The sequence below is a fragment of the Streptomyces sp. NPDC048182 genome (assembly GCF_043202555.1).
Lineage (GTDB): Bacteria > Actinomycetota > Actinomycetes > Streptomycetales > Streptomycetaceae > Streptomyces.
Genome location: NZ_JBIDAQ010000006.1, coordinates 136,931 through 160,395, shown reverse-complemented (window position 1 = coordinate 160,395; position 23,465 = coordinate 136,931). Strand labels below are relative to the sequence as shown.

At 70.8% G+C, this 23,465-nt stretch carries 23 protein-coding genes and 1 pseudogene; 13 read left to right on the top strand and 11 right to left on the bottom strand.

Translation table 11 applies throughout. The features are described 5' to 3' along the window. The first annotated feature begins 11 nt into the window (after nucleotides 1-11). Nucleotides 12-224, top strand: a complete 213-nt coding sequence (locus ACGFZL_RS14100) for a hypothetical protein (protein ID WP_393691466.1) — start codon at nucleotides 12-14, stop codon at nucleotides 222-224. Nucleotides 225-267: 43 nt separating this feature from the next. Here ACGFZL_RS14100 and ACGFZL_RS14095 read toward each other — a convergent pair whose 3' ends face one another. From ACGFZL_RS14095 to ACGFZL_RS14075, 5 genes are read right to left on the bottom strand one after another with little or no spacing between them, the layout of a single operon-like run. Next, the gene (locus ACGFZL_RS14095; protein WP_393691464.1) at nucleotides 268-1,116 is read right to left on the bottom strand and encodes a hypothetical protein; all 849 of its coding nucleotides are present in this window, start codon (nucleotides 1,114-1,116) and stop codon (nucleotides 268-270) included. Then, nucleotides 1,100-1,990, bottom strand: a complete 891-nt coding sequence (locus ACGFZL_RS14090) for an aldo/keto reductase (protein ID WP_393691462.1) — start codon at nucleotides 1,988-1,990, stop codon at nucleotides 1,100-1,102. The genes ACGFZL_RS14095 and ACGFZL_RS14090 overlap by 17 nt, the downstream gene beginning before the upstream one ends. Then, the gene (locus ACGFZL_RS14085) at nucleotides 1,987-3,171 is read right to left on the bottom strand and encodes a cupin domain-containing protein (protein WP_393691460.1); all 1,185 of its coding nucleotides are present in this window, start codon (nucleotides 3,169-3,171) and stop codon (nucleotides 1,987-1,989) included. The genes ACGFZL_RS14090 and ACGFZL_RS14085 overlap by 4 nt, the downstream gene beginning before the upstream one ends. Nucleotides 3,172-3,186: 15 nt before the next feature. After that, nucleotides 3,187-3,339, bottom strand: coding sequence for a hypothetical protein (locus ACGFZL_RS14080; RefSeq protein WP_393691458.1), 153 nt, complete (start codon nucleotides 3,337-3,339; stop codon nucleotides 3,187-3,189). Between the two features lie 27 nt (nucleotides 3,340-3,366). Further along, nucleotides 3,367-3,888: an ATP-binding protein gene (locus tag ACGFZL_RS14075; RefSeq protein ID WP_393691456.1), complete on the bottom strand. Its 522-nt coding sequence runs from the start codon at nucleotides 3,886-3,888 to the stop codon at nucleotides 3,367-3,369. Nucleotides 3,889-3,898: 10 nt separating this feature from the next. Here ACGFZL_RS14075 and ACGFZL_RS14070 point away from each other — a divergent pair. From ACGFZL_RS14070 to ACGFZL_RS14060, 3 genes and pseudogenes are all read left to right on the top strand, one after another. Further along, nucleotides 3,899-4,222 (top strand): annotated as a pseudogene (locus ACGFZL_RS14070) (helix-turn-helix transcriptional regulator); the annotation flags it as partial. A 99-nt stretch (nucleotides 4,223-4,321) separates the two neighbouring features. Continuing rightward, a complete protein-coding gene (locus ACGFZL_RS14065; RefSeq protein ID WP_393691879.1) occupies nucleotides 4,322-5,242 on the top strand; it encodes a transcriptional regulator in 921 nt (306 codons plus the stop codon). A 20-nt stretch (nucleotides 5,243-5,262) separates the two neighbouring features. After that, nucleotides 5,263-6,000 carry a 5-formyltetrahydrofolate cyclo-ligase gene (locus ACGFZL_RS14060; protein ID WP_393691454.1) on the top strand — a complete coding sequence of 246 codons (738 nt, stop codon included), beginning with the start codon at nucleotides 5,263-5,265 and terminating at the stop codon, nucleotides 5,998-6,000. A gap of 142 nt (nucleotides 6,001-6,142) precedes the next feature. On the opposite strand, the gene ACGFZL_RS14055 is transcribed toward ACGFZL_RS14060, so the two are convergent. The 3 genes from ACGFZL_RS14055 to ACGFZL_RS14045 form a co-directional block, all read right to left on the bottom strand. Continuing rightward, on the bottom strand, nucleotides 6,143-6,634 hold the full coding sequence (locus ACGFZL_RS14055) for a hypothetical protein (protein WP_393691452.1): 492 nt from the start codon (nucleotides 6,632-6,634) through the stop codon (nucleotides 6,143-6,145). Between the two features lie 482 nt (nucleotides 6,635-7,116). After that, nucleotides 7,117-7,671, bottom strand: coding sequence for a DUF6932 family protein (locus ACGFZL_RS14050; RefSeq protein WP_393691450.1), 555 nt, complete (start codon nucleotides 7,669-7,671; stop codon nucleotides 7,117-7,119). A 313-nt stretch (nucleotides 7,672-7,984) separates the two neighbouring features. Beyond that, nucleotides 7,985-9,727 carry a dolichyl-phosphate-mannose--protein mannosyltransferase gene (locus ACGFZL_RS14045; RefSeq protein WP_393691448.1) on the bottom strand — a complete coding sequence of 581 codons (1,743 nt, stop codon included), beginning with the start codon at nucleotides 9,725-9,727 and terminating at the stop codon, nucleotides 7,985-7,987. Between the two features lie 95 nt (nucleotides 9,728-9,822). On the opposite strand from ACGFZL_RS14045, the gene rsmI reads away from it, so the two are divergent. The 5 genes from rsmI (at nucleotide 9,823) to ACGFZL_RS14020 (ending at nucleotide 14,127) form a co-directional block, all read left to right on the top strand. Then, nucleotides 9,823-10,674 carry a 16S rRNA (cytidine(1402)-2'-O)-methyltransferase gene (rsmI, locus tag ACGFZL_RS14040; protein WP_393691446.1) on the top strand — a complete coding sequence of 284 codons (852 nt, stop codon included), beginning with the start codon at nucleotides 9,823-9,825 and terminating at the stop codon, nucleotides 10,672-10,674. A gap of 219 nt (nucleotides 10,675-10,893) precedes the next feature. Beyond that, a complete protein-coding gene (locus ACGFZL_RS14035; RefSeq protein ID WP_393691444.1) occupies nucleotides 10,894-11,292 on the top strand; it encodes a hypothetical protein in 399 nt (132 codons plus the stop codon). A gap of 35 nt (nucleotides 11,293-11,327) precedes the next feature. After that, nucleotides 11,328-12,248, top strand: a complete 921-nt coding sequence (locus tag ACGFZL_RS14030) for a TatD family hydrolase (RefSeq protein WP_393691442.1) — start codon at nucleotides 11,328-11,330, stop codon at nucleotides 12,246-12,248. Nucleotides 12,249-12,269: 21 nt separating this feature from the next. Beyond that, nucleotides 12,270-13,196, top strand: coding sequence for a 16S rRNA (adenine(1518)-N(6)/adenine(1519)-N(6))-dimethyltransferase RsmA (gene rsmA, locus ACGFZL_RS14025; RefSeq protein ID WP_393691440.1), 927 nt, complete (start codon nucleotides 12,270-12,272; stop codon nucleotides 13,194-13,196). A 37-nt stretch (nucleotides 13,197-13,233) separates the two neighbouring features. Next, the gene (locus ACGFZL_RS14020; protein WP_393691438.1) at nucleotides 13,234-14,127 is read left to right on the top strand and encodes a 4-(cytidine 5'-diphospho)-2-C-methyl-D-erythritol kinase; all 894 of its coding nucleotides are present in this window, start codon (nucleotides 13,234-13,236) and stop codon (nucleotides 14,125-14,127) included. Nucleotides 14,128-14,130: 3 nt separating this feature from the next. Here the strand turns inward: ACGFZL_RS14020 and ACGFZL_RS14015 are convergent, their stop codons facing one another. Beyond that, nucleotides 14,131-14,748: a Uma2 family endonuclease gene (locus ACGFZL_RS14015; protein ID WP_393691436.1), complete on the bottom strand. Its 618-nt coding sequence runs from the start codon at nucleotides 14,746-14,748 to the stop codon at nucleotides 14,131-14,133. 157 nt (nucleotides 14,749-14,905) lie between these two features. Here ACGFZL_RS14015 and ACGFZL_RS14010 point away from each other — a divergent pair, with 157 nt between their 5' ends. From ACGFZL_RS14010 to ACGFZL_RS13995, 4 genes are all read left to right on the top strand, one after another. Then, nucleotides 14,906-16,717, top strand: a complete 1,812-nt coding sequence (locus ACGFZL_RS14010; RefSeq protein WP_393691434.1) for an ABC-F family ATP-binding cassette domain-containing protein — start codon at nucleotides 14,906-14,908, stop codon at nucleotides 16,715-16,717. Nucleotides 16,718-16,956: 239 nt separating this feature from the next. Continuing rightward, nucleotides 16,957-18,729, top strand: coding sequence for a PQQ-binding-like beta-propeller repeat protein (locus ACGFZL_RS14005; protein ID WP_393691432.1), 1,773 nt, complete (start codon nucleotides 16,957-16,959; stop codon nucleotides 18,727-18,729). A gap of 63 nt (nucleotides 18,730-18,792) precedes the next feature. Continuing rightward, on the top strand, nucleotides 18,793-20,511 hold the full coding sequence (locus ACGFZL_RS14000) for a PQQ-binding-like beta-propeller repeat protein (protein WP_393691430.1): 1,719 nt from the start codon (nucleotides 18,793-18,795) through the stop codon (nucleotides 20,509-20,511). A gap of 99 nt (nucleotides 20,512-20,610) precedes the next feature. Next, a complete protein-coding gene (locus ACGFZL_RS13995) occupies nucleotides 20,611-21,279 on the top strand; it encodes a response regulator transcription factor (protein WP_355174204.1) in 669 nt (222 codons plus the stop codon). 63 nt (nucleotides 21,280-21,342) lie between these two features. Here ACGFZL_RS13995 and ACGFZL_RS13990 read toward each other — a convergent pair whose 3' ends face one another. Further along, nucleotides 21,343-21,651 (bottom strand): hypothetical protein, encoded by a 309-nt coding sequence (locus ACGFZL_RS13990; protein ID WP_355174206.1) that lies wholly within the window; start codon nucleotides 21,649-21,651, stop codon nucleotides 21,343-21,345. A gap of 21 nt (nucleotides 21,652-21,672) precedes the next feature. After that, nucleotides 21,673-23,361, bottom strand: a complete 1,689-nt coding sequence (locus ACGFZL_RS13985; RefSeq protein WP_355174208.1) for a sodium:solute symporter family protein — start codon at nucleotides 23,359-23,361, stop codon at nucleotides 21,673-21,675. Nucleotides 23,362-23,465 lie beyond the last annotated feature (104 nt).

The following is a 23,465-nucleotide window of genomic DNA, read 5'->3' as shown; positions in this document are numbered from 1 at the left end:
CGGCCGCGCACATGCCCCACGACACCGTGACGATCACCCGGGAGATGGCCTGCCGGATCCGCCGATGGCGCCGCGACGAGGACCACTCCTGGCGCGCCGTCGCCCAGGCGGCGTCCGCCGCATGGGGCCCGGCGTGGGGCAGCAACCAACTCCACGGCCGAGCCCTCTGCACGGCCGCGGCACAACTGCTGGGCGAGGACCCCGACGAGGAACCGTGGAACTGACCCCGCCCGTACGGAATGGGCAGCACCACGGCCCTACGACGCGTCAGGCCCGGCACTCGACGGCCCGCCGCCGCAGCGCGGGAACCAGGGCGGGATGGTCGCCACGTTCCGCGCTCTGCAGAAGCTCGGTGATCACGACCAGCTCCGCGAACCGTCCGGCGGGACTGTCGAGCACCTCGGACAGCTCCCGCCGGACGCGGGCGGCGGTCTCCGGCACGGCCAGGCTGTAGGCGTGCAGCAGGGCGGCGTCGTAGCCCGCCGGGGCGGTGCCCCAGCCCTCCCAGTCGAGTACGCCGAGCCGGGGGCCGGTCAGGTTGGCCCAGTGCAGGTCGCCATGGGCCGTGGACCAGGCGGGCGGCACTGTGGACACAGGGCGGTCGAGGAAGCCGAGGTAGCGCGGCATGGCCCGGTCCAGGTACGCCTGCCGCACGGCAACCCGCCCGGTGGGGACGACGGAGAGGCGCCCGAGCGCGCCGCGAAGCGCACCCCACCAGCCCTCCCCCGGGCTCACGGCGGCCGTGAGAACGGGCGTGGACGACAGCACCCCACCGTCGACACGCTCGTACAACTCGGCGGCATACGCGTCCTCTCCCTCCACCCACCTCTGCACCAACCGCAGCCTCGGCCGAGGCACCTCCCGCGGCACCAGCCGCTCGGCATCCTCCGGCCCGCTCCACCACTTCCCGCCCGCCTTGTCCGCGGGGCTGCGGACGACGCGCAGCCACCCGCTCCCGAGCGGCCCGCTGACAGGACCACCCAGGGTCCGCCCCCGCCACCCCCACGCCTCGGTCCCTCCCATGTCGGGGACCACCCCGAGCCGGCCGAACGCCGCGGCCCGAGCGGCCCGCATACCGGCAACGACCTCGGCGTCGTCCTCAGGTTCCCAGGACATCGACGACCCTCCGCAGACGCTCCCTCGACAACGGCTTCCGGGCAGCGGCGCCGGACGCGTCGGCCCAGTGTGCCGGGGTGCTCGCCGACAGGAGGACGTGTGTCACCCCTGGGGCCGACAGGGCGATCAGAAGTGCGGCTTGGGCCGGTGAGGCGGCGGGCTCGATGAGCCGCACGAGCCCCTCCGTCATCGCCTCGATGACCGCGCCACCGGCGAGGGGTGCGGAGGCGAAGACATCGAGACCCGCCTCACGCGCCTCCACCAGTGCCCCGTGCTCCCCGAGCGCGTCCGCCACTGGACCCAGTCGGACGAGGGACACGGGGAACTGGACGGCTCGGAAGTGATGGCGTGGACCACCGACCGTCTGCGCCAGCGCCAAGAGCTCGGCTGTGGTGAACAGGCCACTCGACAATCCCGACCAGGTCGCGACTCCGTAGCCTCCGATGCGACCGGAAGTGGCCGCGTACTCGAGCGCTTCGAATGCCTCGGCCAACGTTCGCCCGACGGTGGCCCGGTCCGTGTGGCCGTGTTCGGGGTTATGGACGAAGACCAGGTCCGGTGCGCGCCCGAGGCGAAGACGGCTTCGCGCGACCTGCCAGGCCACGTACTGGCGAGCCAGGCAATGAGCCCGGCCGCCTTGCAGCACACCGGCGTCCCGGGCTGCCTGCCGCTCCGGTCCGGGCACGAATCCCACCTTGGTCGAGACGCGGATGTCGTCCCGCCCGTCGACCACCGACCGTACGGCTGCCTCGGCTGTACCGGCCGCGTAGTTCGGCGCGGTATCGACCCAGGTCGCACCCGAGAGCAGGGCGGCGGAGACGGCCCGGGCCACGTCCTGGCACCGGTACGTCCCCACCGCCAGCCGCGCGTTCACTCGGCCTCCTGCACGGCCGCGACCTCGCCCTCCACCAACTCGGACACAAGCAGCGCCACCTGTCCGATACGGAGACCGGCTGCTTGGGCGAGGGCGTCCAGGCGATGGCGGCCACCTTGCAGGAGCAGGTCGAGCAGCGGCGCCGCTTCAGCGGAGAGGGTCCACTCCTCACCACCCGCCGCCAGGATCGCCCGGCCCTCCGCGTCGGCGCGGACCCGTGCCCTCGGCGACAGAAGTCGCACGGACAGAGCCGGATCCGGAGGCACGCCTTCGACGTACGGCAGCGACGGCGCGAGCCGGGCCCTGTCAGTGGCATCGCGCATGGCGAGGAAGTGGTCGACCAGTTCCCCGTCCTCGAACCGCTTTGTCACGAGATCGCCCAGCGTCCGGACGAAGTCCGCCCTCTCCTCCTCGCTGCCGAAGCGCGGCAGGTCGCTGCGCACGGTCTCGTCACGGCGTAGGTCTTCCGCCAGCCACTGCAGAAGGTCGGCACCGGTCGTGGGCTGCATGCCGCAGGTGAGATGGAGGGAGCGGACGCCTTCGGAAGCGGCGACGGCATGCCACCACCCGCGCGGCAGGTAGAGCATGTCCCCGGCGCTCAGGACCAGTTCGGCGAGCGGCTCATCCGGTGGCGGCTCGGGGACGTCGGTGTCCCGGTGCAGAGGTGCCGGCCGCGTGGGCCCGTAGATGCGCCAGCGCTTGGCACCGTCGAGCTGGAGAACCAGCACGTCGTGGTCGTCCCAGTGGACCCCGAAGCCCTCCTCGGGCGTCCAGGACGCATACGCGTTGACCTGGACTCCGGTGCGCAGATGACGCTCCAGATCTTGGGCGAGGCTGCCCACGCGCGGGTGCAGCTCGTCCACGGCGTCCAGGACCAGCGTGGCGCCCTCGGCGAGGTGGCAGTGCAGTTCGGCGGGCTTGAGCCGGTGCCACACCGTGTTTCGCCGCGTGGTCACGGGCACGGTGTACGCGTGCTGGGGGAGCGGCTCGCCGTCCCTCGACAAGCGAAGGCGGGGCGGTTCGAGCCGGTGGTGGGTGAGCAGGGAGTTGAGGTCTCCCCAGCCGAGCAGGCCGCCGAAGCGGTCGGGGCTGCCGGGGAAGTGCCGGTAGGTGCGGCCGTACACCTGGGCGAGGAAGTCCTCGCCCAGGTGCGCGACCACCGGAGGTACGGCGGTGGTCATCGGTGACGGCCCTTCTCAGTCGTTGCCGTCGGACCGGCCGGTGGACCCGCCGTCCGAGGGCTGCTCGGCCCGCGAACGGACGGCGGCGATCCGGCGCCGGGCGATCAGCAGTCCGTCGCCCGTGTGCCTGTGCCCGGGGTCTCCGGACTGCTTGTCGTGATCGGGCATATCGGTTTCTCCTTACGTGGGTTTTGCTCAACGGATGCGGAGCGGCGGTCCGCTCCGCGCGGTGCCTCCGGCCGAACGGGGCCTGTGGCTCCGGGCCGGACGCACCGGGCCTGACTCCGCACGCTCACGCGTGTCGATGTCAGGACGCGTGTTGTCGGCCGACGACCGGTCGCCGACCTCGAACCAGACGACCTTTCCGACAGTGGACGGACGCGAGCCCCAGGTACAGGCGAGCGCGTCGACCAGGTGCAGTCCGCGTCCGCCCTCGCCCGAGGCGTGCCCGGGCCCGGGCACTCGTCGCGCCGGATGGCCGGCGCCCGTGTCCTCGGCCTCCAGTCGAACGTGATTGCCGTCCCAGGCCACCGTGACGTGACAGCATCCGCTCGTGTGCAGCACAGCGTTGGTGATGACCTCACTGGCCAGCAGCTCCAGCGTTTCGACCGTGTCTTCGGCGAGCGGCAGTCGCCAATCGCGGACGAGTGCGACCACATGGCGCCGGGCGACGGATACGGCTCCGCGACTAGGCGGGACGTGGAAGGAGGCGGACATCGGCGGAGGCATGGGGGACGACATGAAGGGTGGAACCTTCCTGACGGGTGCGTCGGGGTTCCACGGAACCGCCCACAGAGGCTGCGGCCCAGAGCACAATGGACGCACTGATGTGGCACCCCTGCGTCACTCCCGGGCCCCGCCTGGGACAACGACAACGCAACTCCGTCACATGGCAGGCGAACCGGGAGCACCCGCGATGGCGATTCACGGCAATGGCCTGGCAGCAAGGCGTAGAACGCTGGGCCTCACGCAGGAGGCCTTCGCCGAGCGCATGCAGGTGGACCGGAGCACGGTCGCCCGATGGGAATCCGGCCGCACGGCGCCGCAACCATGGATGCGCCCTCGCCTTGCCCGTCTCTTACGGGTGAACGCGGAAGAACTCGAGCTCTTGTTAACCGTGGGGCCCCGGGATGGCGAGGACCTCGCTCCGGTGACACGCCGCCCAGACCGCCTGGACCTCTGCTCGGTCGCGGCACTGCGCACCAGCTTCGACGACTGCGCCGCCCGCTACGACCGGGTGCCCTCGGCCGGACTCATCGCGGAGGCGGCCGCACAGCTCAACCGCATCGGCCAGGCAGCCGCCGGCACCGCCCGTGGCCGGGTCCAGCGCGAAGCCCACGCCCTGTACGCGGACGCCTGCACCCTCATGGGGCAACTGGTCTGGGACGCCTCCCAACGCCGAGACCACGCGACCGCGCGCGCCTACTACGAGCAGAGCGCGCGCCTCGCCCGCCACCTGCGCGACGCGACGTTGGAAGCCCACGCCTTACTGCGCACGTGTTACGTCGCGCTGTACGGCTCCGCCGACCCCCGGGCCGGGCTCGACCTCGCCCAATGCGCGGCGGAGACGGCGGCGCCGACAAGCCCGGCCCTGTCCGGGCTGGCTCTCCTGCACGTGGCCGAGGCGTACGCGATGCTCCGGTGCACCGCCGACTGCGAACGGACTCTCGGTGCGGCGGAGCGCCGCCTGGAGCGCGCCGACGGCACGGACGCTGCCGCTGACCTGGTCTCACCGACCCAGTTCGGACGCCTCGCGGGCTCCTGCTACCTCTCCCTCGGGGACCACCGTCGTGCCGAGTCCCTCTTGGCCGACACGGCGGAGCAGCTCAGGGACCGGAGAAAGTCACGCGCAATCGTGCTCGGAAACCTTACGCTCGCTCGTATCCGCCAAGGTGATCTCGACGGGGCGTTGGCCGGCCTCACCGAGGCGATCGATGAGCTGGAGACGACGCGTGGAGGCGGAGGCATGAACGTCGTCTTCGGAGCGGCCCGCGAACTACGACCCTGGCGTCACGAACCGCTCGTCGCCGAGGTGCACGACCGGCTGCTGGGCCTGATGACGGCAGCGTAGACAGACGAGGGAGAACTCCCGTGGCAGACAGCTCCTTGGACCAGGCCAAGCAGGCCGTGCGCACCCAGATCTGGGACGCCCTCACCGCCGCCGACGCCGTTCACGACGCCTCGGTACACGGCCGCATCCCCCACTTCAAGGGCGCCGAGGAGGCAGCGGCCCGGCTGGCCGAGCTGCCGGTCTGGAAGAACGCCGAGGTCATCAAATGCGTCCCGGACAAGGCCCAGTTGCCGGTCCGGATCCGCGCCCTGGAAGAGGGCAAGACGGTCTACATGGCAGTCCCGAAACTGGCCACCGCGAAACCCTTCTACCTCCTCGACCCAGCCACCCTCCCCGTCCCGCCCGCCGAGGCCGCCCAGAGCCGGGTAGCCGCCAGCTTCGCCCCCACGGTCGACGTCGACGCCCTTAGCCCCCTCGACCTGATCATCCTCGGCAGCGTCGCCGTAAACCGCACCGGCGCCCGCCTCGGCAAGGGAGCCGGCTACTCGGACATCGAGTTCGCGTTGCTGATGGAGGCCGGGCTGGTCACGGAGTCGACCACAGTCGTCACGACGGTCGACGCCCTCCAAATTACGGACATCCGAATCCCCACTACCGATCACGATGTCGCTGTTGACGTGATTGTGGCGCCAAACAAAACCATCGTCTGCCGGGCCCCTCATCGCCCCTCCGGCGTCCTGTGGTCCGACCTTGCGGCGGAGCAGATCACCGCGATTCCAGCGTTGGCGTCCCGCCGACGTCCATCACCTGCTGGATAGCCGCTTTATTGTCGATCTCGCGTCTCGCGTTCTGCTCGCCGTCGGCCAGGCTTGCGGGCCTAATCGCTCCCGCGAGTCTTATTACCGATGGAGCGGGTCGCAGGTTTGTGCGCTTTGCGTAAAGATTTTTTTCTGGAGGCCACTAGGTGTTATGCAGTCTGGTGACTGCATAAATATTTCGTTCTCGCCCGCCAGCAAATTTAACCTTCGTGACCTCGACCTCGGCTTGCACTCGCTTGTTGAAAAATTCATGCAGAATGGGGGTCAGCTGTTCATCCGTGCTGGCGCGGATGAGTTCTCCACTGTCCGATCGAATTTCAATCTTCCCGCTGAATGAACTAGCTGCCCCTAGCCACCCGGTAACTGTCACGGTCTCCGATTCAGTGAATTCGCTGACCTCGCAAAGGTAGCGGACTCGTTGTACCCCGGATGGACTCCAATCGCTACGTCGTACTTGGCCGTCTTGTGTGTGCCAGGCAACCCGCAGTCCTACACCAGCTTTGCTAAGTCCGGAAGTGAGGGCGCCGATATGTTTGAGGGCTCTTTGCCCCAGCGGTACAAGCTGTTCCGCCAGCATGTCATTGGACTGGCTTGGCCCCTCCGAGAGATCGACAATGTCGAGTACCGTGTCCACGGCGTCATCGAGGACCGTGCGGGCTTCTCTCTGGAGGTCAGGGAAGAGGCTATCCACTGAGTCGAGCTGAGGCCCGTAAATCGTCAGTCCAAAAGAAGAGGGATAGACTGTAGCCGCATTAAGGGCCGTCGCATCTAGGATGTCGCGTGGGATGGAGGCGAAGCTGGTTGGTTTTCCTGTAAGTGCTTGAGCGACGGCAGCGACGGAATCTTGTAGATTCGTTAGAAATGGGCCAAGGGTTGATACGGGGACCGTGTGTTCCGCTGTAGTGGCTCCCGTCAGGGCTACGTCAAGGCGGCGGCGCTCGATGTCTTCGTGTTCGACATTCAGGGCCTCTAGTAGACGTCTACGCTGACGTGCCGAGAATTCTGTGGGCGTGGTCGGTGTGTCGCGCGCTTGATGCAGAGTGGAATTGCGAAGCTGTCGCATCCAGTCTCGAAGGGCACGCTTGTCGGAAGGGTCGGGCATGGGGGCGTGCGATGTCATAGCCGCACCTCCACGTAACCGCGCCGCATCGACCCCGGTAGTTCCCCGGCTGAGTCAGCCTTTGTGCACTGCCATACTTCATCGTAGAGCCCTAGGTCCCGGTAGGAGTCCCCTTCCCCTGGCTGGAGGAGGCTGGGAACCATCTGGGAGACAGGTGCCCGCATCGGGAGACGCAACAGGAGAGCGTCAACGCGCATGTTGTGTTCCACACACCAGCCGCGCAGTGTGACGTCGTCCAGGTAGGAGAGAGCCTCCTTGTCCAAGCGGTCGAAGACCTCGGCCCGCACGAGGTAGGTGACATCCACGTCGCTAGGGTCGGCTTTGGGTGAGATGAAGCTACCTCCTACCCACATGCGGCTGATCTCTCCTGTCCATGCCTCAACGATGGCTCGATGCTGAGTCCATTCTTCCCAGATCTGTTGCCTGATCGCAGATCCTGTGGACGCAACGAACTCATCGTGCAACTGTTCCAACGTCATGGCGTAGCGCCCCGGCGGCAACAACTCTGTGACCAGGTCGGGCTCCGGTAGATACTTCGTACTCAAGCGCACGACCCCCCTCACTCATGATCAGCCTTGTGATGCTACTGGCGATGAGGCTCGTTTCGCCTTGACTCAACGCATCTCGTTACGACCCTGTGTTACTCGTTCCCTACGGCAGGAGTCGCCGTCCGTCACGGAGTCCGGACTGCGAATCAGTGGCTGGGCACTGGTCAGCGCCGTGGGTCGCGCGTAAGCCTGTCGTTGGAGAGGGCCGTACCGCCCCCAAGCCGTTGAATAGGGACGATCGACGGCCGACCGCCAACGACGAAGAACCACCATGGGGCACGGCAGGCTGCTGTCACTCCATGACGGGTCCGCCCGGCTAGACCCACGTGTCCAGCCACATCCGCGATCTCCACGAGTCGATCGGGATCGGTGTGCCCGTGTACAGGGGCCAGAAGTAGATGAAGTTCCAGGTGATCAGGAGGACCAGGACGCCCGCTGCCGTCGCGCCCGCGATGCGGCGGGTGTCTGTGGAGCGTGGGGGGCCGATGAGGGCGCCCAGGAGCATCGCGACGGCGAGGCAGAGGAAGGGGAGGAAGACGATCGCGTAGAAGAGGAAGATCGTGCGTTCCTGGTAGAGGAACCACGGGGCCCAGCCCGCCGCGATGCCGCAGGCGATGGCGCCGGCGCGCCAGTCGCGGCGGAAGGCCCAGCGCCACAGGACGTAGAGGACGGCGAAGCAGGCCAGCCACCACAGGAGCGGGGTGCCGAGGGCCAGGACCTCGCGGGCGCACTTCTCGCCCGCGTCGGCCGGGCAGCCGGCCTGGCCGGGGGACGGGGACTCGTAGAAGTAGGAGACCGGGCGGCCCAGGACGAGCCAGCTCCACGGGTTGGACTGGTACGTGTGCGGCGAGGTCAGGTGGGTGTGGAACTCCAGGACCTGGTTCTCGTAGTGCCACAGGCTGCGCCACCAGTCGGGGAGGAGCCAGGACCAGGAGCTGCCCTTGCCGTCCTTCGCCGCCCAGTCGCGGTAGTAGCCGCCCGTGCCGTCGGTGGGGGAGAGGATCCAGCCGAGCCAGGAGAGGACGTAGGTCGCGAGGGCCACCGGGATCGTGGACAGGAACGCCCAGCCCGTGTCGCGGCGGAGGGCCGCGAGGTAGGGGCGGTGGGCGCCCGCCACCCGGCGGGCCGACGCGTCCCACAAGACCGACAGCACGCAGAACGCCGCCATGACGTACAGGCCGTTCCACTTCGTCGCCGCCGCCAGGCCCAGCATCAGGCCGGCCAGCAGGCGCCACGGGCGGAATCCCAGGCGGGCGGAGGCCGCGATCGCCGCGTCCGGGCGGACCAGGCCGTCCTCGTCCACCGGCAGGGCCGCCGCCAGGCGCGCGCGGGCCTTGTCGCGGTCCACCACCAGGCACCCGAAGGCGGCCAGGACGAAGAACATCAGGACGCCGTCGAGGAGCGCCGTGCGGCTCATCACGAAGTGCAGGCCGTCCACCGCCATCAGCGCGCCCGCCAGGCAGCCGAGGAAGGTGGAGCGGAACATGCGGCGGCCGATGCGGCAGAGGAGGAGGACGGAGAGGGTGCCGAGCAGCGCCGTCATGAAGCGCCAGCCGAACGGGGTCAGGCCGAAGAGCTGTTCGCCCAGGCCGATGACGTACTTCCCGACCGGCGGGTGGACCACGTAGGCCGGGTCGGCGGGGAGCGTGACGTGGGCGCCGGACTGGAGGATCTGGTCGTTGGCGTTCTTGTCCCAGTCGACCTCGAAGCCGCGGTGGATCAGCGCCCACGCGTCCTTGGCGTAGTACGTCTCGTCGAATATCACCGCCTTGGGGCTGCCCAGGTTCCAGAACCGCAGCACCCCGGCGAAGACGGTGACCAGCAGCGGGCCCACCCACGCCGACCAGCGCTCCAGGCGGCCGGCGAGCGGGCCCGCGACGCCCAGGAAGGTCCACAGGCGCGGGCCGGGGCGGGTGTACGGGGGCACCAGGCGGTCGCGGACGTCGTCGGCCGGGCCGGGCCGGTGGCCGAAGCGGCGCAGCCGCTGCTGCCAGGTGGACCGCTGCTCGTGCGGGGCCTGGTCCTGCCGGGTGTCCATGGAGGACGCGGTACTGGTCACCGCGCCATCGTAGGGAACGCGTCTGTGTGCGTCCCGCGCATGGCGCCGACGAGCGCGCGTGCGTCCGCTTCCGCCCGCCCTGGGAGGATGGGGGCGTGACTGGGACTCTTGTACTTGCGGGCACCCCCATCGGCGACGTCCGGGACGCGCCGCCCCGGCTCGCCGAGGAACTGGCCGGCGCCGACGTGGTCGCCGCCGAGGACACCCGGCGGCTGCGTCGGCTGACCCAGGCGCTCGGCGTCACGCCCCGTGGGCGCGTCGTGTCGTACTTCGAGGGCAACGAGTCCGCCCGCACCCCCGAGCTGGTCGAGGAGCTGGCCGGCGGGGCGCGGGTGCTGCTGGTGACCGACGCCGGGATGCCGTCGGTGTCCGACCCGGGGTACCGGCTGGTCGCCGCCGCGGTGGAGCGGGACGTGCGGGTCACCGCCGTACCGGGTCCGTCCGCCGTGCTCACCGCGCTCGCGCTGTCCGGGCTGCCGGTGGACCGGTTCTGCTTCGAGGGGTTCCTGCCGAGGAAGGCGGGGGAGCGGCTGTCGCGGCTCAAGGAGGTCGCCGGGGAGCGGCGGACGCTGGTGTACTTCGAGGCTCCGCACCGGCTCGACGACACCCTCGCCGCCATGGCCGAGGTGTTCGGGGCGGAGCGGCGGGCCGCCGTGTGCCGGGAGCTGACCAAGACGTACGAGGAGGTCAAGCGGGGCGGGCTCGGGGAGCTGGCCGCGTGGGCCGCCGAGGGGGTGCGCGGGGAGATCACCGTCGTGGTGGAGGGGGCGCCCGAGAAGGGGGAGGAAGAGGTCGGCGCCGAGGAGCTGGTGCGGCGGGTCCGGGTGCGCGAGGAGGCCGGTGAGCGGCGCAAGGAGGCCATCGCGGCCGTCGCCGCCGAGGCCGGGCTGCCCAAACGCGAGGTGTTCGACGCGGTGGTGGCCGCGAAGCACGCCGGGGGCGCGTGACCTCACCCTTCGCGCTCCCTGCGACCGTGCGCCCCATGGGTGGGCAAACGCGCCGGTGGGGAAGGCAAAGGGCCGCCCCGCCCGGGCGGGCGGAACGGCAAGGGACGCTCAAGACGCCGCCAAGTATTGACAGCTTCTGATGCTTTTGGGCCGCTCTGGGCATCCACTGGTCGCGGGGGCGTTCCCGTCCCCGCGACCAGCGGATCAGTAGGAGCTGGCATGAGTGACAGCCTGAGCGACACCACGGGCCCGCACGCCGGGACCACCGCCACCGTCCACGAGTCGTACTCCTTCGCCTGCATGGGGTGCGGCCACGGGTGGGAGCAGTCGTACGAGATCGAGCACTACACCGGCGCCGACGGCCACCGGTACGTGCGGTACCTGGCCGACGGCCTCGTCGTCCCCTCCCCCCTGAGCCGGCCCACCTGCGCCAACTGCGACAACCACGTCGTACGGATCATGCGGCCCGGACGGGTCGACTCGGCCCGCGCGCACCCGGCCGTGCCCACGCCGACGCCCGGCACCGGTCCCGACCCCGCCGTCCCGCGTCAGCGCCGGCACCTGACCGACCTCCTGCACGCCCTCCACCTGCACCGGGAGCCCGACGCGCAGGGCTGAGGGACCGCCGGGCCCCCTTCCGTAGGATCGGGGCCATGCCTGCCAACGCCGACAAGAGCCCCGACAAGAACGCCGCCCCGCCGCCGCCCGCCCCCCTGCGCGTACCGGTCGCCGACTCGCACACCCACCTCGACATGCAGTCGGGCACGGTGGCCGAGGCCCTCGCGAAGGCCGCGTCCGTCGGCGTCACCACCCTCGTGCAGGTCGGCTGCGACCTCGCCGGCTCGCGCTGGGCGGCGGAGACGGCGGCGGCTAACGACGCCGTGCACGCGGCGGTCGCCCTGCATCCCAACGAGGCGCCCCGGATCGTGCACGGCGATCCTGGGGGCACCTCCCAGCCCATTAGGCCTGGGGGAGGCTGGTCCCGGCAGGGGGAACGGCCGGCCGGCGGGGACGCGGCGCTGGACGAGGCGCTCGCCGAGATCGACCGGCTGGCCGCGCTGCCGCAGGTCAGGGGCGTGGGCGAGACCGGTCTCGACTACTTCCGCACCGGCCCGGAGGGCAAGGACGCCCAGGAGCGCTCCTTCCGCGCCCACATCGAGATCGCCAAGCGGCACGGCAAGGCCCTGGTCATCCACGACCGCGACGCCCACGCCGACGTGCTGCGCGTCCTGAAGGAGGAGGGCGCCCCCGAGCGCACCGTCTTCCACTGCTACTCCGGCGACGCCGACATGGCCGAGGTCTGCGCCCGCGCCGGGTACTTCATGTCCTTCGCCGGCAACGTCACCTTCAAGAACGCCCAGAACCTGCGGGACGCCCTCGCGGTGGCCCCGGCGGAGCTGGTCCTGGTGGAGACCGACGCGCCCTTCCTGACGCCGGCGCCCTACCGGGGGCGGCCCAACGCGCCCTACCTGGTGCCGGTCACCGTGCGCGCGATGGCCGAGGTGCGGGGGACGGACGAGGACACCCTCGCCGGGCACCTGGCGGCGAACACGGCGCGGGCGTTCGGGTACTGAACCCCCGGCTACCCTTGCGGGGTGAGCAGCCCCACCCCCGAAGCCCCCGGCACCCCTGACGCCCCCGGCACATCCGACCTCCCCGGCACAGCCGACGGAACCTCCGACGCCCTCCTCGGCCCCGCCGACGTCCGCGAACTCGCGGCCGCGCTCGGCGTGCGCCCCACCAAGCAGCGCGGCCAGAACTTCGTCATCGACGCCAACACCGTGCGCCGCATCGTCCGCACCGCCGGCGTCGGTGCGGACGACGTGGTCGTGGAGGTGGGGCCGGGACTCGGCTCGCTCACCCTGGCCCTCCTGGAGGTGGCCGACCGGGTCACCGCCGTCGAGATCGACGACGTGCTCGCCGCCGCGCTGCCCGCCACCGTCGCCGCCCGGCTGCCCGCCCGCGCCGAGCGCTTCGCGCTGGTCAACGCCGACGCCATGCAGGTCACCGAGCTGCCGGGCCCCGCGCCCACCGCGCTGGTCGCCAACCTGCCGTACAACGTGGCCGTGCCGGTGCTGCTGCACATGCTGGAGACCTTCCCGACCATCGAGCGCACCCTGGTGATGGTGCAGGCCGAGGTCGCCGACCGGCTCGCCGCCGGGCCCGGCTCCCGGGTGTACGGCGTCCCGTCGGTGAAGGCCGGCTGGTACGCCGAGGTCAAGCGGGCCGGCGCCATCGGACGCAACGTCTTCTGGCCGGCGCCGAACGTCGACAGCGGCCTGGTCTCCCTCGTCCGGCGCAGCGAGCCGCTGAAGACCACGGCGTCCAAGCGGGAGGTCTTCGCGGTGGTCGACGCGGCGTTCGCCCAGCGCCGCAAGACCCTGCGGGCCGCGCTGGCCGGCTGGGCGGGGTCCGCGGCGGCGGCGGAGGCCGCGCTGGTGGCCGCCGGGGTGTCGCCGCAGGCGCGCGGGGAGGCGCTGGGCGTGGAAGAGTTCGCGCGTATCGCCGAACACAAGCAGTGACCCCGGCCCCCTCAGACCTCCAGGGAGTGACGAGTACGTGAGCGTGACGGTCCGCGTCCCCGCCAAGGTGAACGTCCAGCTCGCGGTGGGCGCCGCCCGCCCCGACGGCTACCACGACCTGGCCAACGTCTTCCTCGCCGTCTCCCTGTACGACGAGGTCACCGCCACCCCCGCCGACGGGCTCCGCGTCACCTGCGCCGGCCCCGACGCCGACCAGGTCCCCCTCGACCGGACCAACCTCGCGGCCCGCGCCGCCGTCGCCCTCGCCGAGCGCCACGGCCACACGCCCGACGTGCACCTGCACATCGCCAAGGACATTCCTGTCGCCGGCGGCATGGCGGGCGGCAGCGCGGACGGCGCGGGCGCCCTGCTCGCCTGCGACGCCCTGTGGGGTACGGGCGCGAGCCGCGCCGAGCTGCTCGACATCTGCGCCGAACTGGGCAGCGACGTGCCGTTCAGCCTGGTCGGCGGGGCCGCCCTGGGGATCGGGCGGGGCGAGCGGCTCACCGAGCTGGAGGTCGGCGGCGACTTCCACTGGGTGTTCGCGCTGGCCGGGCGGGGCCTGTCCACGCCGGCCGTCTTCCGGGAGTTCGACCGGCTGACCGAGGGCGTCGACATCCCCGAGCCGGCACCCTCCCAGCCCGTCCTGGCGGCCCTCGCCAAGGGTGACCCGGCCGCGCTGGCGGTGGCCTGCGCCAACGACCTCCAGCCGGCCGCGCTCGCCCTCTTCCCCGAGCTGTCCGACACCCTCGCGGCCGGCCGTGCGGCGGGGGCGCTGACCGCCCTGGTCTCCGGCTCGGGCCCGACGACGGCCTTCCTGGCCCTGGACGCGGAGTCGGCGTCCGACATCGCGGGCGTGCTGCGCGCCTCCGGTACGTGCCGCGACGTCCGCACCGCGGTGGGGGCGGCGGCCGGGGCGACGGTGGTGTGAGGGTCAGAGGTTGTCGATGGCGGTCAGGTCGATGTCGATGTCGTAGGGGACGCTGATCTTCAGGTGGTCGTGGTGGATGCCGGTGAGGGCGTAGGTGCCGGTGACGTCGCCGCGTTCGTAGACCTGGACGACCGGACGATTGTGCTCGCCCGACATCTGGACCAGCCAGAAGTGGCGGATCCCGGCGGCTGCGTACTTGCGCGGCTTGGTGTCCCGGTCGCGTGCCTCCGAGTCGGGGGATACGACCTCGATCGCCAGGACGACGTCCTTGACCTGGAAGTGGGTCTGATCCATCCCATCGATGGCGTCGGCTCGAACCAAGCTGATGTCGGGTTCGGGGCCGTTGCGCTTGTCGATGACGACGGTCATCTCCCGTTGGACGCGGAATTCCGGGACGAGTGAGCCACGCAGACCGTTGACCAGTAGATCGATCGCAAGGGAATGGAAACGGCGCTGCGGACTCACGAAGACCAGGCTCCCGTCGAGCAATTCAGTGTGCGGCGGGAGGTCGGGCAAGGTGAACAGGTCCTCCACCGACCAGCCCTCCACCGGAGGTACGGGCCACCGCGAAGGCGGCTCGGGCTCCTGCACGGCGCTCTCGGAGACTGGCTCGGCGGTCATGGTTCCTCCCATGGACGGGATCCTGCTGCCCACCCACCACGGTAGCGGGGCCTTTCCGATCACGTCACTACAACGAGTGACCGCACCCGCACGCGCCACCCCACCCCCCGGAGGGCCTACGCTGGAAGGCTGATCGAGCCCCCAGTGCAGGAGTGAAATGGCCGTCAACCTGGTCAATGTCGAGAACGTCAGCAAGGTGTACGGGACCCGTGCGCTGCTGGACGGTGTGTCGCTCGGCGTGTCCGAGGGGGACCGGATCGGGGTCGTCGGGCGCAACGGCGACGGCAAGACCACGATGATCCGGATGCTGGCCAGGCTGGAGGAGCCGGACACCGGCCGCGTCACGCACTCCGGCGGGCTGCGGCTCGGCGTGCTCACCCAGCACGACTCCCTCGACCCCGCCGCCACCGTGCGGCACGAGGTCATCCGGGACATGGCCGACCACGAGTGGGCGGGCAACGCCAAGGTCAGGGACGTGCTGACCGGGCTGTTCGGCGGCCTCGACCTGCCCGGCTTCCCGCAGGGGCTCGACACCGTCATCGGCCCGCTCTCCGGCGGCGAGCGGCGCCGCATCGCGCTGGCCAAGCTGCTCATCGAGGAGCAGGACCTCCTCGTCCTGGACGAGCCCACCAACCACCTCGACGTCGAGGGCATCGCCTGGCTCGCCCGGCACCTGCGCGAGCGCCGCTCCGCGCTGGTCTGCGTCACCCACGACCGCTGGTTCCTGGACCAGGTCTGCACCCGCATGTGGGACGTGCAGCGCGGCGACGTCTTCGAGTACGAGGGCGGCTACTCCGACTACGTCTTCGCCCGCGCCGAGCGCGAGCGCATCGCCGCCACCGAGGAGGTCAAGCGGCAGAACCTGGTCCGCAAGGAGCTGGCCTGGCTGCGCCGCGGCGCCCCGGCCCGCACCTCCAAGCCCCGCTTCCGCGTCGAGGCCGCCAACGAGCTGATCGCCGACGTGCCGCCGCCCCGGGACAGCAGCGAGCTGATGAAGTTCGCCTCCTCCCGGCTGGGCAAGACGGTCTTCGACCTGGAGGACGTCACCGTCCAGGCCGGCCCCAAGGTGCTCCTCAAGCACGTCACCTGGCAGCTCGGCCCCGGCGACCGCATCGGCCTGGTCGGCGTCAACGGCGCCGGCAAGACCTCCCTGCTGCGCGCCCTCGCCGAGGCCGCGACCAGCGAGGGCGAGCAGCAGCCGGCCGGCGGGCGCGTCAAGGTCGGCCGGACGGTCAAGCTGGCCTACCTCTCCCAGGAGGTCGCCGAGCTGAATCCGACGGTGCGCGTCCTGGAGGCCGTGCAGCAGGTGCGCGAGCGGGTCGACCTCGGCAAGGGCCGCGAGATGACCGCCGGGCAGCTGTGCGAGACCTTCGGCTTCGGCAAGGAGAAGCAGTGGACGCCGGTCGGCGACCTGTCCGGCGGCGAGCGGCGCCGGCTCCAGCTGCTGCGCCTGCTGATGGACGAGCCCAACGTCCTCTTCCTCGACGAGCCGACCAACGACCTCGACATCGAGACCCTCACCCAGCTGGAGGACGTCCTCGACGGCTGGCCCGGCTCGATGGTCGTCATCTCCCACGACCGGTTCTTCGTGGAGCGCACCACGGACCGCGTCTTCGCGCTGCTCGGCGACGGCGCGCTGCGCATGCTGCCGCGCGGCATCGACGAGTACCTGGAGCGGCGGGCGCGGATGGAGGAGGCCGCGGCGGCCTCCTCGCCGGTCGCCGCCAAGGCGGTCACCGAGACGCCGGAGAAGAGCGCGGCCGACGTGCGCGCCGCCAAGAAGGAACTCCAGAAGGTCGAGCGGCAGTTGGACAAGGTCTCCGAGAAGGAGGCCAAGCTGCACGCGCAGATCGCCGAGCACGCCACCGACTTCGCGAAGGTCGCCGGGCTCGACGCCGAGCTGCGCGAACTGGCCGGGCAGCGCGAGGAGTTGGAGCTGCGCTGGCTGGAACTCGCCGAGGACGCCTGAGCCTCGCGCAAACGTCCCCGTGGGGTTGTGAAGGGCGCGTGCGGGCGCGTAACAGGGGCATCACGGGCCGGTTCTCCCTTGGGCACAGGGGCGGACGCGGCCCGTTCGCCGTGCGGCGCCGGGTGATAGAAAGGCGCTCCGAGCATCGTTCGAACGGCCGCCGTACGACGTCTCCGGGGCCGGCGCGTACCCCGGGGCGTGGCGCGAAACAGTGAGCAGCACTAAGGGGGAACGCGCTGATGAGCCAGCCGCCCAACCAGCCGCCGCAGCCGGGTGGCTTCGGCGCGCCGCAGGATCCGCCGCCCAGGCCCGAGCAGGGCCCGCCGCCCCAGCCGGGGTACGGGTATCCGCAGCAGCCGCCGGGGCCGTACGGTCAGCCCGCGCAGCCGGGGCCGTACACCCCCGGCCCCTACACCTCGGGCCCGTACGCCCCGCCGCAGCAACAGCAGCCCGGCCCGTACACCCCGGGCCCCTACGGCCAGCCGCCCCAGCCCGGTTACGGATACCCCCAGCAGGCCCCGTACCCCGGCGGCCCCGGCACCCCGCCCCCCGGCGGCCCCTCCCGCAACCGCAACCCCTTCAAGGGCCGCCCCGCCCTCGCCGTGGGCGCGGCCGTCGTGGCCCTGCTCCTGGTCGGCGGCACCGTGTGGGCGGTGGTCGGCAGCGGTGACGACGACGGCGGGGAGAAGAAGCCGGTCGCCGTGCGGAGCGACGACCCGAAGCCGACCGCCTCCGAGGAGGCCCCGGTCGACCCCGGGGACGGCACCGGGGCGGGCGGCGAGGAGACCGAGGACCTCAACAAGGGCCGCCAGGCCGGCGAGGCCAAGGTGCTCTGGTACAAGGAGGCGCCCGACGCCCCCGGTTCCGGCGCCGACGCCCCCGGCATGTGGATCACCGGCAAAACGGCGGTGAAGGCGGCGTACAAGCAGCTCCTGGCCTTCCGCGTGGCCGACGGCACGCCCGCCTGGGCGCCGATCACCTTCCCGCAGAAGATCTGCGCGGTCACCCACGAGAAGACCGCCGCCGACAAGATCGTCGTCGCCTACATGAGCGGCACGAGCGACCGCGCCAAGTGCAACCAGCTCCAGGAGATCGCCCTGGACACCGGCGCCAAGGGCTGGACGCAGAAGGTGCCCGACGGCGAGCTGTTCGACTCCACCCTCTCCATCGAACTCACCCTCAGCGGCACCACGTTGATGGTCGGCCGCGACCAGTCCGGCACCGCCTTCGACGTGACCACCGGCAAGAAGCTGTACGACAAGAAGCGCTACGGGGACGCCTGCTTCCCGGCCGCCTTCGCGGGCGGCCCGACCAGGTTCCTCCAGGTCGCCTCCTGCGGGGCCGGCGGCACCAAGGAGCACGAGGAGATCCAGGAGCTGGACCCGAAGACGGGCAAGGTCCTGTGGACCTACCGCTACGCGAAGGGCTGGCGGGTGCAGCGGACCTACTCGGTGGAACCGCTCGTCGTGCACGCCACCAACGAGGACAAGAAGGCGTGGAACATCGCCTCCTTCACCTCAGCCGGCCGCATCCGCTCCCAGGTCCACGTCGACGAGGACTTCGCCCCCGCGTGCGACTCCGGCATCCTCGACCGCGACCTCCAGGGCTGCTCCGGCGCCGTCGTCGCCGGCGACGCGCTCTACCTGCCGACCGAGGCGACCAGCGGGGCCAACGAGGTCGTCGCGATCGCCCTGGCCACCGGCAAGGAGAAGTGGCGGGTGAAGTCCCCGGCCGACAAGGCGATGACGCCGGTCAAGGCCGAGGGCGGCAGGCTCGTCGCCTACGTGGCGCCCTCCTCCGAGGCGGGCGGCCAGGTCGTGGCGATCCCGACGACGGGCACCGCACATCCCGCGACCAAGCTGCTGCAGAACCCGGCGGGCGTGGCGGAGATCGAGAGCGGCTTCTACTCCAAGGACGTCGACTGGGTCGACGGGCGCTTCTACCTCTCCACCACCACGCTGACCGGGAACGACGAAGCGAAGGAGAAGTTGATGCTCGCCTACGGCAAGTGACCTTCTCCGCGCGCTCCTTCCCCGTCCCGTCGTTTCCCGTCCCCGCCCCGAGGTGACCACCCCATGACCCAGCCGCCCCCGCCCCCGCCGAACCAGCCGCCCAACCAGCCGCCGCAGGGCGGCGGCTTCGGCCCGCCGCCGCAGGGGCCCCCGCCCCAGCAGCCCGGCTACGGCTACCCGCAGCAGCCCCCGTCGTACGGCTACCCGCAGACACCCCCCGCCCAGCAGCCGGGCTACGGCTACCCGCAGCCCCCCACCGTCCCGGCGCAGCCCCAGCCGGGCGGCCCGGGCGGCGGGCGGAGGATCAACGCGCAGGTCGCGATCATCGTGGCCGCCGTCGTCGCCATCGCGCTCATCATCGGCGGCGGCGTCTGGTACTCCGGCTCCTCCGGCAAGGACGACGACAAGCACAACTCGGCGGACTCGGGCGGCGACAAGGACGGCAAGGACGGCAAGGGAGACAAGGGCGGCACGGGCGGGTCGGGCGAGAACGGCGGCGGGCCGGCCGGCCCGGCGGAGAAGCCGCCCGCGGACCCCGCCTCCAAGCTGCTCTTCCAGGTCCCGGCGCCCCCGGTGACCAAGGACGTGAGCACCGTCGTCGTCTCCGGCTCCTGGCTGACCGACAAGGTGTACGCCAAGAGCGGCATCGCCGAGATCGTCGGCTACGACCGCGACAAGGGCAGCAAGCTCTGGACGGTCAAGCTGGAGGGCCCGGTCTGCGCGTCCAGCCAGTGGGTCACCCCGGACCACAAGGCCGTCATCGCCTACCAGCCCGCCATGCCGACCAAGGCCGAGCCCTCGCACGGCTGCACCCAGATCGCGGTGATCGACCTCGACGCGGGCAAGAAGGTGTGGACGAAGACCGGCGGTGAGGCCGCGCGGCCGATCTCCTTCAACAACGTCACGGTCAGCGGCGGCACCGTCGCGGCCGGCAGCACCGAGGGCGGCGTCGCCTTCGACCTCGCGGACGGCCATGTGCTGTGGGCGCCGAAGACCAGCGACTCCTGCTACGACGCCGGCTACGGCGGCGGCCCGAAGCTGGTCGCGGTGCGCAAGTGCGGCGGCTACGACGCGCGGCAGCTGAACATCCAGACCGTCGACCCGAAGTCCGGCAAGGTGCTCTCCGAGTACAAGATGGCGCAGGGCATCGAGTACGCGGCCGTCGTCTCCACCGACCCGCTGGTGATCGCCGCGGACGTCGGCGACTCGGCCGGCGACGGCAGCGGCATCTCCGACTTCTTCTCCATCGACAACAAGACCGGCCGGCTGCTGACCCGCATCTCCGCGCCGGGCAAGCAGTACGCGGCCGAGTGCGACGCGATCACCAAGCTCGAGTCGTGCTCCGGCCTCGCGGTCGGCCCCGGCCGGCTCTACATCGCGACCGAGGAGCACGACACCCCGGGCGAGAGCTACGGCCAGTCCAACGAGATCGTCGCCTTCGACCTGGCCACCGGGAAGCAGACCGGGCAGCGGGCCGACTCGGGCAAGGACTACACGATCACACCGCTGCGGATGGACGGCCCCAACGTGCTGGCCTACAAGCGCTCCTACGAGAAGGGCGGCCAGGTCGTGAGCGTCGACGCCGCGTCCTTCAAGCAGACCACCCTGCTGGAGAACCCGACCGGGGAGGCGGTGAAGGACGCGGAGAACGGCATGTCGCCCACCTTCGCCGAACTCGTCTACGGGCAGGGGCACCTCTACATGTCCCAGGTGTTCGCCAGCGACCTGGGCGGTCCGAACGAGAAGGAGTACCTCGCCATCGCGTTCGGCGCCGGCGGGTGACGCGGGGCCGGCCGCGCGGTCTTGCCGGTAGGGGCAGCGCGCGGTCGGACTAGCGTGTAGCTTCCCTGGGCATGTAGGCGGGGGACTGGGGGTTGCTCGATGGGAGTTCGGCTCATGGTGGTCGACGACCACCGGCTGCTCGCGGAGGCGCTCGCGTCGGCGCTGAAGCTGCGGGGGCACCGGGTGCTCGCCGCTACGGCGCCGGCCGCCGGGGCGGCGGAGCTGGTGATCAGCCGGGCCCCCGAGGTGTGCCTCCTCGGCACCGCGACGCCGGCCGAGCCGGGGATCTTCGACCCGGTGGTGCGGGTCAAGCGGGAGCGTCCGCAGGTGGCCGTCCTCGTCCTCGGCCCGGTGCCCAGCCCGCGCGGCATCGCCGCCGCCTTCGCGGCCGGCGCCTCGGGCTACGTACGGCACGACGAGCGCATCGAGGGCGTCGAGCGGGCCATCATGAAGGCCCGCGCGGGGGAGGCGGCGGTCGCGCCGGCCCTGCTCCAGGGCGCCTTCGGTGAGCTCCTCAACCCCGCCGCCCAGCCCGACGACGAGGGCCAGCGCCTGCTGGCGATGCTCACCCCGCGCGAGGTGGAGGTCCTGGTCCGCGTCGCGGACGGCGAGGACACCCGCGTCATCGCCACCCACATGGGCATCGCCCCCTCCACCGCCCGCACCCACGTCCAGCGCGTCCTGATGAAACTGGGCGTCGGCTCCCGCCTGGAGGCGGCGGCCCTGGCCGCGCGAACGGGCCTGCTGGACCGGGCGGGCCCTCGCTAGCCAGGCGGTGACCGCACGCATGCCGAGCCGCACCGGACGGCCCGGCGTGCGGGGCGACGGGCGCTACAACTGCTGGTCGTCCTCCGTGGACGGCGGCGGAGGTGCCACCGGCCTGAGCTTCAGCCACACCAGGAAGAACACCCCCAGGAGCAGCATCGCCAGCCCGGTCCACAGGTTGATGTTCACCCCCTGCGCCTTGTCGATGTCCGCGTCGGACGACGCGAAGCCGGCGATCGTGACGATGACGCCGTAGACGACGAACAGGCCGCCGATGATCCGCCGGATGTCGAACAGCCGCGCCGCGGTCGTGGACTTGGTCTCCAGGTCGGAGACCTCCCGCTGGACGCTCTTGTCGGAGTTGGAGTCAGACATACTCTCTCGATCCTCCCGCGATCAGAACGAGAACGGGATGTAGCAGAGGGCGGCCACGACGACCGCGCTCCAGCCCAGCAGCGCCGGCTTCCGGTACCACGCGTCGTCGCCCTCGGCGGGCGCCTCGGCGAGGCCGGGGGAGCGGGTGCCGTAGACGAGGCCCTGCAGTTCGGACGTCGGCTTGGGCGTGGTGAACAGGGACACCGCGATCATCACGACCGCGCCGGCGACGAACCCGGCCATGGCGGAGACGAAGTTCGCGCCCTGGTCGGAGGGGATGTCGATGACGCCCTGCTTGTAGAAGATGAAGTAGTTCACCATCGCGGCCGTGGTGCCGGCCAGCAGGCCCCAGAAGCCGGATTTCATCGACGCCCGCTTCCAGAACATGCCGATGATGAAGACCACGAACATCGGCACGTTGAAGAAGGTGAACAGCGTCTGCAGGTAGGCCATGATGTTCGAGAACGACTTGGCCAGGAACGCCGTGCCGACCGAGGCCACCACGCCGATCGCGGTGATGAGCCGTCCGAAGCGCACGTAGTACTCGTCCGGCCGCCCCTTCTTCACGTACTTGGCCCAGATGTCGGCCGTGAACACCGTGTTGAAGGACGACACGTTGGCCGCCATGCCCGCCATGAACGCGGCCATCAGACCGGTCACCGCGATGCCGAGGACGCCGTTGGGCAGCAGTTGCGACATCAGGTACGGGATCGCGTCGTTGTAGGTGAGGTCCGAGCCGGGCTGGCCGATCTTGGGGACCAGGGCCGCGGCGCACAGGCCCGGGATCATCACGATGAAGACGATGAAGATCTTCGGGAACGCGGCGATCAGCGGCGTGCGCTGGGCGGCGGAGAGGTTCTTCGCGGACAGCGCCCGCTGCACCTCGGCGAAGTTGGTCGTCCAGTAGCCGAAGGACAGCACGAAGCCGAGGCCCAGCACGATGGTCAGCCAGTTCGCGCCCAGCGGGTTGTCGCTGCCGATGCCCGTGCCGCCCCAGGCGGTCATGAAGTCGCCGCCGTGCTGCTTGGACAGGGTGTCGGACAGGCCGTCCCAGCCGCCGACCTTCTTCAGGCCCAGGATGGTGATCGGGATGAGGGCGGCCAGGATCACGAAGAACTGCAGCACCTCGTTGTAGATCGCCGAGGAGAGGCCGCCCAGCGTGATGTAGGCGAGGACGAAGGCGCCCGCGACCACGATCGCCAGCCAGTCCGGCCAGCCGAGCAGCGCCTCGACGACGATCGACAGGGCGTAGAGGTTCACGCCGGCGATGAGGATCGAGGCGAAGGCGAACAGGGCGCCGCTGAACAGGTGCGCCGCCTTGTCGAAGCGCAGCAGCAGGAACTCGGGGACCGAGCGGACCTTGCTGCCGTAGTAGAACGGCATCATCACCAGGCCGAGGAAGACCATGGCCGGGATGGCGCCGACCCAGTACCAGTGCGTGGTGTACACGCCGTACTGGGCGCTGTTGGCGGCCATGCCGAGGATCTCGGTCGCGCCGAGGTTCGCGGCGACGAAGGCCAGGCCGGTCACCCAGGCCGGCAGCGAGCGGCCGGACAGGAAGAAGTCGAGGCTCGTCTTCACCGAGCGGCGGGCGGCGAAGCCGATGCCGAGCACGACGACGAAGTAGATGCCGAGGAGCGTGTAGTCGAGCCAGTTGGTGGAGAGCCGCAGCGCCGCTGCGAGGTAGGTGTCGTGGACATGGGTCTGCATAAGCACTCGCTTCGTTGCGCGAACTGATCCGAGCGGAACTTACGCCTCCGCGTTCAGAAAATGAACACTTTCCCTGGTGACCTTTGGTGGATCTTTGTTGGATT

Excerpts from the sequence above, each read along its gene's own strand:
- ACGFZL_RS14100 (WP_393691466.1), top strand. The coding sequence starts at position 12 with ATGCCCCACGACACCGTGACGATCACCCGGGAGATGGCCTGCCGGATC.
- ACGFZL_RS14095 (WP_393691464.1), bottom strand. The coding sequence starts at position 1,116 with ATGTCCTGGGAACCTGAGGACGACGCCGAGGTCGTTGCCGGTATGCGG.
- ACGFZL_RS14085 (WP_393691460.1), bottom strand. The coding sequence starts at position 3,171 with ATGACCACCGCCGTACCTCCGGTGGTCGCGCACCTGGGCGAGGACTTC.
- ACGFZL_RS14080 (WP_393691458.1), bottom strand. The coding sequence starts at position 3,339 with ATGCCCGATCACGACAAGCAGTCCGGAGACCCCGGGCACAGGCACACG.
- ACGFZL_RS14075 (WP_393691456.1), bottom strand. The coding sequence starts at position 3,888 with ATGTCCGCCTCCTTCCACGTCCCGCCTAGTCGCGGAGCCGTATCCGTC.
- ACGFZL_RS14035 (WP_393691444.1), top strand. The coding sequence starts at position 10,894 with ATGAGTGACAGCCTGAGCGACACCACGGGCCCGCACGCCGGGACCACC.
- ACGFZL_RS14030 (WP_393691442.1), top strand. The coding sequence starts at position 11,328 with ATGCCTGCCAACGCCGACAAGAGCCCCGACAAGAACGCCGCCCCGCCG.
- ACGFZL_RS14015 (WP_393691436.1), bottom strand. The coding sequence starts at position 14,748 with ATGACCGCCGAGCCAGTCTCCGAGAGCGCCGTGCAGGAGCCCGAGCCG.
- ACGFZL_RS14010 (WP_393691434.1), top strand. The coding sequence starts at position 14,906 with ATGGCCGTCAACCTGGTCAATGTCGAGAACGTCAGCAAGGTGTACGGG.
- ACGFZL_RS14005 (WP_393691432.1), top strand. The coding sequence starts at position 16,957 with ATGAGCCAGCCGCCCAACCAGCCGCCGCAGCCGGGTGGCTTCGGCGCG.
- ACGFZL_RS14000 (WP_393691430.1), top strand. The coding sequence starts at position 18,793 with ATGACCCAGCCGCCCCCGCCCCCGCCGAACCAGCCGCCCAACCAGCCG.
- ACGFZL_RS13995 (WP_355174204.1), top strand. The coding sequence starts at position 20,611 with ATGGGAGTTCGGCTCATGGTGGTCGACGACCACCGGCTGCTCGCGGAG.
- ACGFZL_RS13990 (WP_355174206.1), bottom strand. The coding sequence starts at position 21,651 with ATGTCTGACTCCAACTCCGACAAGAGCGTCCAGCGGGAGGTCTCCGAC.
- ACGFZL_RS13985 (WP_355174208.1), bottom strand. The coding sequence starts at position 23,361 with ATGCAGACCCATGTCCACGACACCTACCTCGCAGCGGCGCTGCGGCTC.